The sequence below is a fragment of the Methylotuvimicrobium sp. KM1 genome (assembly GCF_044788715.1).
GTDB lineage: Bacteria > Pseudomonadota > Gammaproteobacteria > Methylococcales > Methylomonadaceae > Methylotuvimicrobium.
In genome coordinates this window covers 181,783-194,610 of record NZ_CP173170.1, presented here as the reverse complement: position 1 = coordinate 194,610, position 12,828 = coordinate 181,783, and the positions used below count along the sequence as shown (strand labels likewise).

Annotated in this window: 11 protein-coding genes; 4 read left to right on the top strand and 7 right to left on the bottom strand. The window is 48.7% G+C overall.

Features of this window, described 5'->3' with window-relative positions; genetic code table 11:
• The 6 genes from argS to ACINK7_RS00865 form a co-directional block, all read right to left on the bottom strand.
• Positions 1 to 1,761: an arginine--tRNA ligase gene (gene argS, locus ACINK7_RS00890; protein WP_404359187.1), complete on the bottom strand. Its 1,761-nt coding sequence runs from the start codon at positions 1,759 to 1,761 to the stop codon at positions 1 to 3.
• A 337-nt stretch (positions 1,762 to 2,098) separates the two neighbouring features.
• Positions 2,099 to 4,303 carry a primosomal protein N' gene (locus ACINK7_RS00885; RefSeq protein ID WP_404359186.1) on the bottom strand — a complete coding sequence of 735 codons (2,205 nt, stop codon included), beginning with the start codon at positions 4,301 to 4,303 and terminating at the stop codon, positions 2,099 to 2,101.
• Between the two features lie 352 nt (positions 4,304 to 4,655).
• The gene (locus ACINK7_RS00880; protein WP_404359184.1) at positions 4,656 to 5,453 is read right to left on the bottom strand and encodes a class I SAM-dependent methyltransferase; all 798 of its coding nucleotides are present in this window, start codon (positions 5,451 to 5,453) and stop codon (positions 4,656 to 4,658) included.
• Between the two features lie 86 nt (positions 5,454 to 5,539).
• Positions 5,540 to 6,076 carry a disulfide bond formation protein B gene (locus ACINK7_RS00875; protein WP_404359182.1) on the bottom strand — a complete coding sequence of 179 codons (537 nt, stop codon included), beginning with the start codon at positions 6,074 to 6,076 and terminating at the stop codon, positions 5,540 to 5,542.
• Between the two features lie 721 nt (positions 6,077 to 6,797).
• The gene (locus ACINK7_RS00870; protein ID WP_404359180.1) at positions 6,798 to 7,514 is read right to left on the bottom strand and encodes an SDR family oxidoreductase; all 717 of its coding nucleotides are present in this window, start codon (positions 7,512 to 7,514) and stop codon (positions 6,798 to 6,800) included.
• Positions 7,502 to 8,494: a spore photoproduct lyase family protein gene (locus ACINK7_RS00865; protein WP_404359178.1), complete on the bottom strand. Its 993-nt coding sequence runs from the start codon at positions 8,492 to 8,494 to the stop codon at positions 7,502 to 7,504. Before ACINK7_RS00865 ends, ACINK7_RS00870 begins: the two co-directional genes overlap by 13 nt.
• Before the next feature lie 180 nt (positions 8,495 to 8,674).
• On the opposite strand from ACINK7_RS00865, the gene proC reads away from it, so the two are divergent.
• The 4 genes from proC (at position 8,675) to ACINK7_RS00845 (ending at position 11,942) form a co-directional block, all read left to right on the top strand.
• Complete coding sequence (gene proC / locus ACINK7_RS00860) at positions 8,675 to 9,502, top strand: pyrroline-5-carboxylate reductase (protein WP_404359176.1); 828 nt, start codon at positions 8,675 to 8,677, stop codon at positions 9,500 to 9,502.
• Positions 9,502 to 10,077, top strand: coding sequence for a YggT family protein (locus tag ACINK7_RS00855; protein WP_404361395.1), 576 nt, complete (start codon positions 9,502 to 9,504; stop codon positions 10,075 to 10,077). Before proC ends, ACINK7_RS00855 begins: the two co-directional genes overlap by 1 nt.
• Entirely contained in the window at positions 10,074 to 10,400 is a 327-nt protein-coding gene (locus tag ACINK7_RS00850; protein WP_404359174.1) for a DUF167 family protein, read from the top strand. The genes ACINK7_RS00855 and ACINK7_RS00850 overlap by 4 nt, the downstream gene beginning before the upstream one ends.
• Positions 10,401 to 10,934: 534 nt before the next feature.
• Positions 10,935 to 11,942 (top strand): DUF4124 domain-containing protein, encoded by a 1,008-nt coding sequence (locus tag ACINK7_RS00845; protein WP_404359172.1) that lies wholly within the window; start codon positions 10,935 to 10,937, stop codon positions 11,940 to 11,942.
• Here the strand turns inward: ACINK7_RS00845 and argB are convergent.
• Positions 11,922 to 12,818: an acetylglutamate kinase gene (gene argB, locus ACINK7_RS00840; RefSeq protein WP_404359170.1), complete on the bottom strand. Its 897-nt coding sequence runs from the start codon at positions 12,816 to 12,818 to the stop codon at positions 11,922 to 11,924. The two genes, ACINK7_RS00845 and argB, sit on opposite strands and share 21 nt — an antisense overlap.
• Positions 12,819 to 12,828 lie beyond the last annotated feature (10 nt).

The following is a 12,828-nucleotide window of genomic DNA, read 5'->3' as shown; positions in this document are numbered from 1 at the left end:
TTACATCACTTCAGGCGCATTGATCTTCAACAACTCCAAGCCATTGGCCATGACTTGTTTTGCGGCGGAGATCAAGTTTAGCCGCGCATTCCTCAATGCCGAGTCCTCGACCAGAAACTGATGGGCATTGTAATAAGTATGAAAATCGGTCGCCAAGTCGCGCAGATAATGAATCAACTGGTGCGGCTCGTAGTTTAAGGCAGAGCGCTCAAGTACTTCGGGATAACGCGCCAAGGTGCCGATTAAATTTAGCTCGTGCTCCTCTTTCAGCAGCGCCAAATGCTTCATGCCGTCTAGCAAGTCGCGCGCCCAGTTTTTTTCGTCAAGCTGGCGAAACACACTGCATATCCGAGCATAGGCGTATTGCACATAATAGACCGGGTTTTCGTTGGTTCGCGATGTCGCAAGCTTCAAGTCGAAATCCATGTGTTGCTCCGAACGGCGCATGACATAGAAAAAACGCGCGGCATCCTTACCGACTTCGTTACGCAACTGTCGTAAGGTCACAAATTCGCCGGAACGAGTCGACATTTGCACTTTTTCTTCACCACGATACAGCACCGCGAATTGCACCAACAATACCGTCAATTTCGATTCGTCGGCGCCAAGCGCCTGCATCGCGGCCTTGACCCGCGGGATGTAACCGTGATGATCGGCCCCCCAAATGTTGATAATGCGGTCGTAACCCCGGTGCAATTTGTTCATATGATAGGCGATATCGGAGGCAAAATAGGTGCCTTGACCGTTTTCACGCACGACGACGCGGTCTTTTTCATCGCCTAAGCGGCTTGATGCAAACCAGGTTGCCCCGTCTTTTTCGTAAAGGTAACCGGCTTGTTGTAAACGGTTTAACGCTTCGTCGACCGCACCGCTTTCCATCAGCATGCGCTCGGAAAACCATTCTTGATAACTCACGCCGAACTCGGAGAGGTCGTCCTTAATATCCTGCAAGATCGTTTTCAGGCCGACTTGAAAGATGTCCTGATAAAGTCCTGAACCCAACAGGGTCTTGGCTCTTTCGATCAACGCATCGATATGCGTTTCCTTGTCTCCGCCTTGCGGTTCGTCGACCGGAATATTCTCGATCAGCAATTCGGCCGGTCTTCTATATTCGTTGCCTGAGGCTTTATGAATCTCGGCCGCGATTTCGCGAATATATTCGCCGCGGTAACCATTGACCGGAAACGGTATAATTTCGCCGCATTCTTCGAGATAACGCAACCAGATACTGGTCGCTAAAATATCCATCTGACGGCCGGCATCGTTGACATAATATTCGCGGTGTACTTCAAAACCGGCCGCTTCCAATAGATCGGCAACCACCGAACCATAGGCCGCCCCGCGTCCGTGACCGACATGCAAGGGCCCGGTCGGATTGGCCGAAACGAATTCGACTTGAACCCTTTGTCCGGCACCGGCGCGGCTTAAGCCGAATTGCGAGCCATCGTCATGAATTTTTTGGATGATTTGATATTGCGCATTCGGGTCAATGAAAAAATTAATGAAACCGGGGCCAGCGATTTCAACCCGAGCGACGGCGCTATCGACCGGTAATGCCGCAACGATTTTTTCGGCCAACGCTCTGGGGTTAGACTTGGCGGGCTTTGCCAGCATCATTGCAATGTTGGTCGCAAAATCGCCATGCTGTGCATCACGGGCATGTTCTATCGTAAATTTAGGGCTTACGCCCCCATCCAGGATTCCGTCTTTTTTCAAGACATCAATGGCTTGCAGGATTAGGGCCTCTAATTTTTGTTTCATGACTTCCGCGAATTTAGGTGAAAAACAACTGGATATACTTCGCGGGGTTATGTTTGCGGCTTTTATGACAATGCTATTTTATTCGAGAGCAAGGCGCGAAAACAGGCGCATAGCAAGCTATGTAACTGTTTTCGCAAAGCTTCCGCTCCTGCTAACGCCCCTTACCTACATCCATGTAGGTAACGCCGCTATCGGATAAAAGAGCGCGTTAAAAAACCGCAAATGTGACCGCGCGAAGTATATTATCCATGAAAGTTAACCGCTTATACAATGCAGATTTATGTTGCAGCAATTCCCGGTTTGGTCGTTTTCACCGTATTTGGACATGCCCACGATGTTAATACAAATCCACCGGATCGACATCGAGCGACCAACGCACTTTTCGGGTTAATTTAAGTCCCGCTATAAGCGGCATCAGTTTATCCAGGAATCGATGCAATTCGGGCCTAGTCGGGCTTTGTAGAAGCAACTGATAGCGATACCGGCCGGCGCGTCGGGACATTGGCGCCGGCACCGGCCCCAACATCCGTACCGTTCGATTCGGTTCGACGGCTTGCATCAGTTGCTCAAAAAATTGCAGCGGCACAGCGGAATCTGTGGCTTCGACACGCAACAACGCTTGAAAGCTGTAGGGCGGCAACTCGGCTAATTGGCGCTCGGCTAGTGCGGAACGGGCGAAGCAGCCATAACCTTCCTTGATCAATGTGGTCAACAACGGATGGTCGGGTTTTCGGGTCTGCAATATCACCCGCCCGGGTTTTTCCGCGCGTCCAGCGCGACCCGATACCTGGACAATCATTTGCGCCAGTTTTTCCGAGGCATGAAAATCGATACTGAACAGACCGCTGTCGACATCGAGCATCACGACCAGAGTTACATTCGGAAAATGATGACCTTTCGCCAGCATCTGTGTACCGAGAACGATATCGACCTCTCCCCGGTTAATACGATCGAGAGCGTCTTCCAACACTCCTTTACGTTGAGTGGTATCACGATCCAGGCGAATGACGCTTCGTCCCGGAAAAAGCTGCGCTAGGGCTTTTTCGACCCGCTCGGTACCGAGGCCAAGCGGTGTCAATTGACCGGTTTTACACTCGGGACATTGCGGCAACAAGCGCTGTTCGCTACCGCAATGGTGGCAGCGCAACAGAGCTTCGTCGTAATGCACGACCATATTCGCTTCGCAGCGCCGGCAACGCGCCACCCAACCGCAACCGTGACAGATCAAAGTTGGGGCAAACCCTCGCCGATTAAGGAACAATAATACCTGCTCATTTTTAGCCAGCGTCTTGTGCATTTCGGCGATCAACGGCTCGGACAAACCTTCCTGCATGCGTTTATTGCGAATATCCAAAAGCAACATTTTAGGCGGAGCGGCATTCCCTGCCCTTTCGGTCAAATGTAATAAACGATAGCGGCCTTGCTCGACATTATAAACGCTTTCCAACGACGGCGTCGCCGTACCTAACAATACAGGAACATTAAGCAGTTTGCCGCGCACTACGGCGACATCGCGCGCCGAAAACCGGAATCCCTCCTGTTGTTTGAATGACGCATCATGTTCCTCATCGAGAATGATCAACCCCGGTCTTGCCAGAGGCGTGAATAATGCCGAGCGCGTACCGAGCATGATCGCATAATCGCCGCGCTGCATACCGAGCCAGGCTTGTTGACGCTGTGTATCGGTCAACTTGGAGTGCGAAATCGTAATCGGCACGGAAAAACGCTGCCGGAAGCGCTGCTCTAACTGCGGAGTCAGCGTAATTTCGGGCAACAAAACCAACACTTGCAGCCCAAGTTCGAGTACCGAGCGGATCACCTGCATATAGACTTCGGTCTTGCCGCTGCCGGTCACGCCTTCCAATAAAAAGACTTCGAAGCGGCTCAAAGCACAAACGACTTGTTCGATGGCTTCCTGCTGCAATGGATTCGGGTGCAGCTGCGAATTTAATGTCAAATGAGTCTTGGCGTTGGCGGCGGACCCTTCTAACCTGAGTAACTGCTTGTCTTGCAGCGCTTTGGCTGCCGGTCGCCAATTTTCGAGAATCGCATTCAAGCGCGATGCCGGTACCGCGTCTCGCTCCGTTTGCAATTGGTATAACAACTGTTTTTGTTTCGGTGCGCGCCTGAGTTGCTCAGGATTTAATAAGCGGCCTTTTTCGGTCAATACATAAAATTTTTCTGCTTTAATCGTAGCCGGCTTACCTTGCCTGAGAGCAACGGGAAAAGCGGCACTAAATACCTCGCCCAACGGATGATGATAATAACGCGCGGCCCAATGCAACAGACTCAAGTCACGATCCGACAACAAAGGCCGCTCATCTAAGACGGCCTCAATCCGCTTGAGCTTAGCGCTAAGGACTTCGCTGTTTGAATCGAGTCCAATCAAGAAAGCGGTTTTTTGGCCTCTGCCGAACGGTACTGTTAGTCTAATACCCGGTTTTAGGGTTTTCGGATCGAGATCCAGCGGCGGCAAATAATCGAACAAACGATAAACCGGTACCGGAATCGCAACTTTGAGGATGTACAAATGGTTTCGCACTCACCGAACCATTTCGTTTGTTATTGCCATGTGATTTAAGGTAACTATTCAGTCTTTCGGCAATTATCGTTCCCACGCAGAGCCTGGGAATGATAGGGGGATGAGAACAAATATGATTTAAGAATTTATTAAAGATATCCACATAATCAGTGGATATCTCTGTGCATATCCCGTTAATAATTGTCCTGAATAACGGTTTTTATTCGATTTTTTAGATTTGACCAATCATTAATCGGCTTGTTAATTCTTAAAATATCAATGGCTTGCTAATAAAGCATGGCATTCGCAATACCGCCGAGAGCTCGGTTGATTAATTTTCGGGATTGTGTATAAACATTGAAAACCTTTAATTTCACGGCTTGACAAACTTCAACGTCATACGGTCGCTTTCGCCGATTGTTAAATACTTGGCTCTGTCCTTCTCGTTCAAACGAAGTGTAGGCGGCAAAGTCCAGACGCCGGCCGGATGATCCTTAGCGTCTTTTGGATTGGCATTGATTTCGGAGCGGTCCAGCAGTTTGAATCCGGCTTTTTCGGCCAATTCGATAACATGGCTCTCGTCGACATAGCCCGATTGCACTTGTGTTTCGATCGCGGCGCCCGGCAGGCTCCTATGTTCCACGACACCGAGAACACCCCCCGGTTTCAGCGCTTTGTACATCGCAGCGAATACCGCGTCGGCTTGACCGGCCTTGATCCAGTTATGCACGTTCCGGAAGGTCAGCACGCGATCGACCGAACCTTCAGGCGCTATCTCGACAGCTTCGGGCGGTTGCAAGACGGTCAATTCAACCTTGCCGTAAACCTCGGGTTGTTGCCGCATTTTTTCGACAAAAGCCTGTAAGGTCGTTTGAAAATAGGGAACTTTTGCGTCTTTTGAAAAATGCGCAGCATAGAGCTTGCCTTTATTTTTTAGATAAGGCGCCAAAATTTCGGTATACCAACCTGAGCCCGGCCAGATTTCGACAACCGTCATCGATTCGTCGACATCAAAAAACGACAAGGTCTGTTCGGGATGACGGTAAGCATCACGGGCTTTGTTTTCGGCCGAACGATGCGCACCGTCGATTGCTTGCCTCATCGCCGACGTTTCGGCGGTCGCCGAAGCGACGCAAAAAACCAAGCTGAGTAATACAATCATTTTTTTCATTACACTATCCCCATCTAAATCAACGCCTCAGGCTTATCGGCCCGCAAAATCACATAATCGAAGCCCATTCGTTTACCATTTTCCGCTCACTGCTCACTGCTCACTGAAATTATCCGCCACTGCCAAAACTGCACGAGACTCCAGGCCGCCAGCATCAAAAAGGCAACCAACGTCCAGCCCGGCATGCTGATGCCGAACAGACTCCAATCGATTTCGGCGCATTCTCCGGTTCCGCTAAGCATCATTTTGATCGTATCGGTCAATGGAAAATTTTCGAAGACATACTCCAAGCCAGGCCCGCATTCAGGCACTTGGTCGGGCGGCAAATTTTGTATCCAGATATGACGCATCGAAATCGATGCGCCCGCCAATGCCACAATAGCACCGATGACTGCATAAACTTTGCTGCCGATTCCAGTCGGATTATGTATCGCCGCAATCAAGAACACAACGCCGGTCGCCGCAATCGCGATTCGTTGAGAGATACACAGCGGACAAGGCTCGAGACCATCGACGAACTGAAAATACGCGCCCATCGCCAATAAAAACGCACAGCCGGCGGCGCCGAGAAAAAACCAAATGCGCGGCCGCGATGCGGCTTGCAAGAATAAGTCATGAATCATAGTCTTGATGCCTTGTTTATTGTTATTAATTACTGTGAAAGTCCGTAGATTTGGACTCTTTATCTAATTTTTCGATATGCAAAACAATACCGATTCCTTAAGAGGGTGCGGTTGCTCGACCGGCAGGCGTCGGCGGCAGGGACAGCCGCCGTCGAGCCTACATGGTCGTATTTACGGCGTCCTGTCGGGCGAGTGACCGCACCCTTAACCACACGCGCCCGCACTTTCATTTGCCGAAGCGATGGCCAGGCCTTCATGAACGTTATTTACGAAAATGGATTATCCTAGAAAAAAGCATTTCCCTATGAAGATCATGAAGTTAATTCAATAGCTTATTTTGCCTAGGCAAATCATTTTTGCTTACCTGAAAGGGTATTCAAAATATTTAGGCAAGCCCTTGAAAGTCTTACTGAGCTTCATGTGCTTCATGGTTGAACTACCGAATATAGGATTATACCGATGGAACCGATGATCTTGGAATCGGAATGATTTTTAATCTCGCACTGAGGCGCGGTGTTTTTTACGGTCGGAGGATCGGCGAATGGATAAACCTAAACATTCGACAATTATCCCACAAAAATTATTAAATAAATCAAATGGTTACTAAAATATGCTGAACTACCCTTTGTGTGAATAGCTTGGGAAGCATAATTAATTAAATATTTTCGTAATTTTCGTGTGCTTCGTGGTCAAAATGCTTTTTATTAGAATAACGAATCATTCACGATTTTTTGAATTTAACCACTTTATTCAGCGGGCTTAAGTTAATTTCATCGACGACGATGTTAGCATTCGAATGCAGAATATAAATCACCGCATCGGCAACATCTTCAGGCTCGATAACTTGTCCGGCCTCGCCGCCGGGCTCGAAGGACAAGGTCTCGAAAAACGGCGTATTGACCATGCCTGGATTAATCAGCGCAATCCTAACACGGCTTTTCGAACATTCCTCGCGCAATGCCTGAGTAAATCCGCGCACCGCGAATTTACTCGCGCAGTATACCGCGCCTTTGCGGCTCCCCTTGAGCGCCGCTTCCGAGCCGATGAAAATCAAATCGCCCCGCGCTTGTTTTTTCAATCCCGGCAACAGTGCGCGCGTCAAAAACGCCTGCCCGGTAAAATTGACCGTCATCAATGCTTCAATCGCGGCAAACGAAAACTCTTCCAACGAACCGAAGCGACCCGCACCGGCACAAAAAACCGCAGCATCGATTTCAGGATAATCCTTGCTCAACTGGGTCGCTTGATCTGCCAAGCCCGTCAAGTGACTCAAATCCATTTGCACCGCCGTAAAATTCGGCATCGACGTTTGAAAACGATCGGCATCGCGCGATACGCCAAGCACATGATGACCTTCGCTCAATAATTTTCTAGCCACCGCTCGTCCGATTCCGGAACTGGCGCCGGTCACCAGAACCGTTCTTTTTACAAACGGCATGGAAAAAATTTATCCTCGGATATGTAGTTCAATAACTGCTCGCTACAAAAGTCCATCATTTCCTGTTCTAAATCCTGACGATAAGACACCATGCCCTGCTGATTAACCAAGGGTCCCGCAAAAAGTTTTTCTTCCGGATACAGTTTATGCATTTTTTTGTAATTGCTCTCCGGCAATCGAAAGACGCCCAAGCTAACCGAATGCAAGCTCTCCGGATCGATGCGCTTGAAAACCTGTTCGAACAATTGCCGGTAATGTCGCCGGAAATCGTCGTTATAGATCAACGGATCGAAACGTAAGCCCAACGGCCAACCTTTTGCTTGTAGTTTGTCCATCGCATCGACCCGTTTTGCCACGGACGGAGCGCCTGCCTCAACCTTGGCCGCAATCGCTTCCGGCGATAAACTGAAGGCGACGATACAACGCGCTAAAGGTTCTCGGTCTAATAGACTCCTAACCTGTGTACTTTTTGTTCTCAACTCTAACCAGGCATTGTCCAGTCCGGCAAAGACCGGTAGAAACTCTTCGACAAAACCGGTGACCGGTTCCAACGCCAGGCTGTCGCAATCGTAACCCGAAAAAAAATAGAGTGGTTCATCCGAATTTTCGTCGCAAATTTGCTTAATTTCACTCTGGAAATCCTCGTAATTGACAAACAAAATATAGTGAGCCGACTGATACATGCCCTGTAAAAAACAATAGCGGCAATCGTACAGGCAGTTGAGCATGTGCGAAAAATAATAATTTTTTCCGACACCTATGCCGTAGCCGGCAGGAGCTTCCAATACAAACCGTTGATACTTTTCAGCTAGAATCAGTGCCGGTTGCTGTTTTTGCAAACGGAAGTTTTGCGCCTTCGGGTTGAATACTTCGCCGAATCGAGCGCAGCCGATTATTTGCGCTTTTGGAAACCGTGCGCATATTTGTTCGACTCGCGGGTGTTTACGAATCGCTTCTTCGATATAAATGGTTTGTATCATTTCGGCAGTTTAACGTAAACCATAAAATCATGTCAGCGCTTCGATACATGCCCACTTTAAATCTATGAAAGAACTGAGCTCCGTAAGATATGAACAAGCGCTACCAAGACCTTGCGATTTCTGACACAATCCCCATATCAGGTTAAAATAACGTAACCTTTTAAACCCTATCTCAACATTATGAAAACGAAAAAAATCGGATTTATCGGGGGCGGCAATATGGCCTCCAGTCTTATCACGGGCTTGATTGCCAGCGGTCACTCGCCTTCTCAAATATGGGTCTCGGATGTCAATCAAGACGTCCTTAAAACCCTAGCAAACAATTTAAATATTAATATTTCCGTTGCCAATGAAGCCGTCATCGAAGAAGTCGACGTCGTCGTGCTGGCAATCAAGCCACAGGTACTACGTGAAGTCGCGGAGAATTGCGCGGCTATCATACGGAAAAAGCGCCCGTTGGTCGTTTCGATCGCCGCCGGCATCACTCAAGAGAGCCTGAGCCGCTGGCTGGGCGCCGAAGTCGCTGTCGTGCGCTGCATGCCAAATACCCCGTCCTTGGTGTTGACCGGCGCAACCGGTTTACACGCCAATGCGAATGTCGACGACGAACAGCGCGACTTGGCTGAAAATATTCTACGCTCTGTCGGCGTTGCGTTGTGGGTCGATAAAGAATCGGAACTCGATGCGGTTACAGCGGTATCCGGCAGCGGCCCGGCCTATTACTTTTTACTGATGGAAGCGATGGAACAAGCTGCATTGTCAATGGGCATGCCGGAACATACGGCCCGCTTGCTGATTCAACAAACCGCGCTCGGCGCCGCAAAAATCGCGCTCGAATCAAACGAGTCCCCCGAACAATTGCGCAAACGGGTCTCTTCGCCGGGCGGCACCACCGAACAAGCAATCAAAGCTTTCGAACAAGGAGGCTTCCGAGAGTTGGTCGCCAAGGCCATTCAAGCCGCGCATGACCGCTCGATCGAGATGTCCAAACAATTGGGAGAACAATGATGGATTCGAACTATATGTCCAATCCGGTCATTTTTTTGATCGATACGGTATTTTCGTTATATATCCTTGCCGTCATGCTGCGCTTCCTGCTGCAGTGGTGTGATGCCGAATACTATAATCCAATCTCGCAGTTTTTGATCAAAATTACGCATCCGCCGCTTCGACTCATGCGCCGCTTCATTCCGCCGATAGGTCAAATCGATACGTCGTCGCTGGTTTTGGTTATGGCTTTGCAGATGCTGGCCGATTTTTCGATCTTGATTTTGAAAGGTATCATGATCAGCGTTGGCGCATTGATTGTTTTATCGTTTACGCAACTGGTTTCGTTGCTGTTCAATATCTTCATTTTTGCGATATTTGCCCGGGCGATTCTAAGTTGGGTCAATCCCGGCGCTTTCGATGCTGCCTCGTCGATATTACATAGTTTGACCGAGCCGCTGCTCGATACTTGCCGTAAATTCATCCCCGATATCGGCGGTGTCGATTTATCGCCGCTGGCTGCGCTGGTGTTATTGCAGTTGGCTAAAATGGTCATTTTGCCGCCTTTGCATCAATTAGCCGGCCTGATTGGTTGAGCTGGTTTTGTTGGCAACATGACCAGTTAATCCTAAGCTTGCATATTCAGCCTAAATCCAGCCGGGACGAATGGTCGGGACTACATGGCGAGCGCCTGAAGCTGAGAATCAAGGCGCCGCCGGTTGACGGCAAAGCCAATGCCTACTTAATCAGGTTTCTCGCCAAAGAGTTCGGAGTTAATAAATCGGCATGCAAACTGTTATCCGGCGAAACCGGGCGCGATAAGCGAATTTCGATAACCGCACCGAAAAAATTTCCGGCACTGTCGAAATCGTTAGAACTCATTGGAAAGCCTTCCGAAAGAGACGCCAAGAATCGTTAACAACGCAGCAATTCCCAATTTGAGAATAAAAAAGGGTGTGTTTGGCGAGGATGTCGGCGGCAGGGGAAGATTTTTGCTCCTCGGCAATTGCTGAGTTACAAGGATGTAACGAATGCAGAAAATGCAGGAGCATTTTTCTGCCCTGCATCGCCAAAGCGCCTACTGTTGGTGCCCTAATACACGCCATCCTTGGCGCTTAGCCGCCGCCAAGCCCCCATGGATGGGTTTACGGCGTTCCTCGACAGGCATACCCCGCACCCTGAACACGGAGAAATTTCTCAAACTGGGAATTGCTGTTAACATCGACTCATCGCTGCATCCAATTCGCTTACGTTATATACTTAGTCGATTTCCGGTGAAAAAATATAATAATGTATGTCTAATCTTTTTGCCTATCAACCGCGCTCAAAATGCTTACGTAGCTTCTCTTAATGCACTTTTTGCGCCTTGCATAGAACAAAACCATGCCATCCAGGCATATTATTATAAACATCGTCTTATTTTCTTTTTGATCAGCTGTTGCTGTAGCCGCCTATGCCGATTGCCTTACTACGAAAATACCTTAGCATTGCCGCAGTTACGCTGCTTCTTTGTCATGCACCCGAGATCCATGCAAAAAAAATGTATCGCTGGGTTGACGACCAAGGCAATACTTATTTTTCCGACCAAGTCCCTCCGGAACATGCCAAACACCGCCGCGAAGCCTTAAACCAACGCGGCCGAGTAATCGATGTCATTGAAAAAGCCAAAACTAAAGAAGAACTGGAATTGGAGCAAAGACTTAACGAACTTCGTGAGGCACAGGAAAAAATTATTCAAAAACAACAAAACTACGATAAGGTCTTACTTAGCACTTTCCGCAACATAGACGATTTATTGTTGTCGATCAAAAATAAGACTCGTACCATGGAAGCCCAAATCAAAGCAACGGAAGGCAACTTAAACCGGCTCAAGAGCCAGCTGTCCGGGCAGCAAAGAAAGGCTGCCGCATTCGAAAGAAACGCTCAACGCGTCCCCGAGTCGTTATTGAAAGATATCCGCTCGACGCAAGAGCAAATTCAACAAACCGAAATAGCGATCAGTCGACAAATAGAAACGCTGAACCAAGTAAAAAAAGAAGACGATGCCGACGTCGAGCGCTATTTATTTTTGACTCAATCAAGAACCGATACGCAACCGAAACAACATAAGATTCCCAGTATTAAGGAAGCCAACGAACTAGGCCTGTTTTATTGCGAGAACGATCATCAATGTAACCAGGCGTGGGAAATTGCTCGAGCTTTCGTCACTTTTCATTCAACGACCGGCCCGGATATCGACACCGACAAGCTGATCATGACCCGCTCGCCGTCTAAAGATTCCGATTTGAGCTTATCGTTATCGAAAATCGCGATTAGCGATGTCGACTATCAACTTTTTCTCGATATTCGCTGTAGGGACTCTTCACTAGGCCGCGAATTATGCGCGAGTCAACGGGTCAGCGATATCCGGTCCGCGTTTAGGCCTTATATTAACGACGCCTTATCTCGGTCGGCTGAATAATAAGGTACCTACGCCTTGGTCGGTAAACAACTCCAACAATACTGCATGCTCGACGCGCCCGTCGATGATATGAACGCTCGACACCCCCCCTTTCAGCGCATCGGTTGCACAGCGGGTTTTCGGTATCATACCGCCGAAAATCGTACCGTCCGCAATCAAGTCGTCAACATCCTTTAACGAAAGGCCGGTCAACAAATTTTGTTGTTTATCGAGAATGCCTGCGGTATTGGTCAACAAAATCAATTTTTCGGCTTTCAAGACTTCTGCAACCTTACCGGCGACCAAATCGGCATTGATATTATAGGAATGCCCATCGTCGCCGACGCCGATCGGAGCAATCACTGGAATAAAATCACTGTGATTCAACATCGACAGTACTGCCGGATCGATACTACTGACCTCTCCGACATGACCTAAATCTATAATTTCAGGCTCTTGCACTTCGATCGCATTTTTTTTCATTTTGATTTTATTGGCGCGAATAAAGTCGCCGTCCTTACCGGTCAAGCCAACCGCTTTGCCGCCATGCCGGTTTATCAGATTAACGATCTCTTTGTTCACCAAACCGCCCAATACCATTTCAACAACATCCATCGTTTCGCTGTCGGTCACGCGCATGCCGTCAATAAACTCCGTGGTTTTTCCGAGTCGCTTCAGTAGGTCCCCTATTTGAGGGCCGCCGCCATGCACGACGATGGGGTTTAAGCCGACCAGCTTCATCATGACGATATCTTGAGCAAAACTGTTTTTTAGCGATTCATCGATCATCGCATTGCCGCCGTATTTGACGACGACCGTTTTATCTTTAAAACGGCGAATATAGGGTAAGGCTTCGATCAGTACATGCGCAATCTGATGCGCGGCTTTATTTTTCATATATTCTTTA

Bases quoted from the DNA above. Each gene is read 5' to 3' on its own strand.
- argS (WP_404359187.1), bottom strand. From the start codon at position 1,761: ATGAAACAAAAATTAGAGGCCCTAATCCTGCAAGCCATTGATGTCTTG.
- ACINK7_RS00880 (WP_404359184.1), bottom strand. From the start codon at position 5,453: ATGAAAAAAATGATTGTATTACTCAGCTTGGTTTTTTGCGTCGCTTCG.
- ACINK7_RS00875 (WP_404359182.1), bottom strand. From the start codon at position 6,076: ATGATTCATGACTTATTCTTGCAAGCCGCATCGCGGCCGCGCATTTGG.
- ACINK7_RS00870 (WP_404359180.1), bottom strand. From the start codon at position 7,514: ATGCCGTTTGTAAAAAGAACGGTTCTGGTGACCGGCGCCAGTTCCGGA.
- ACINK7_RS00865 (WP_404359178.1), bottom strand. From the start codon at position 8,494: ATGATACAAACCATTTATATCGAAGAAGCGATTCGTAAACACCCGCGA.
- proC (WP_404359176.1), top strand. From the start codon at position 8,675: ATGAAAACGAAAAAAATCGGATTTATCGGGGGCGGCAATATGGCCTCC.
- ACINK7_RS00855 (WP_404361395.1), top strand. From the start codon at position 9,502: ATGGATTCGAACTATATGTCCAATCCGGTCATTTTTTTGATCGATACG.
- ACINK7_RS00845 (WP_404359172.1), top strand. From the start codon at position 10,935: ATGCCGATTGCCTTACTACGAAAATACCTTAGCATTGCCGCAGTTACG.
- argB (WP_404359170.1), bottom strand. From the start codon at position 12,818: ATGAAAAATAAAGCCGCGCATCAGATTGCGCATGTACTGATCGAAGCC.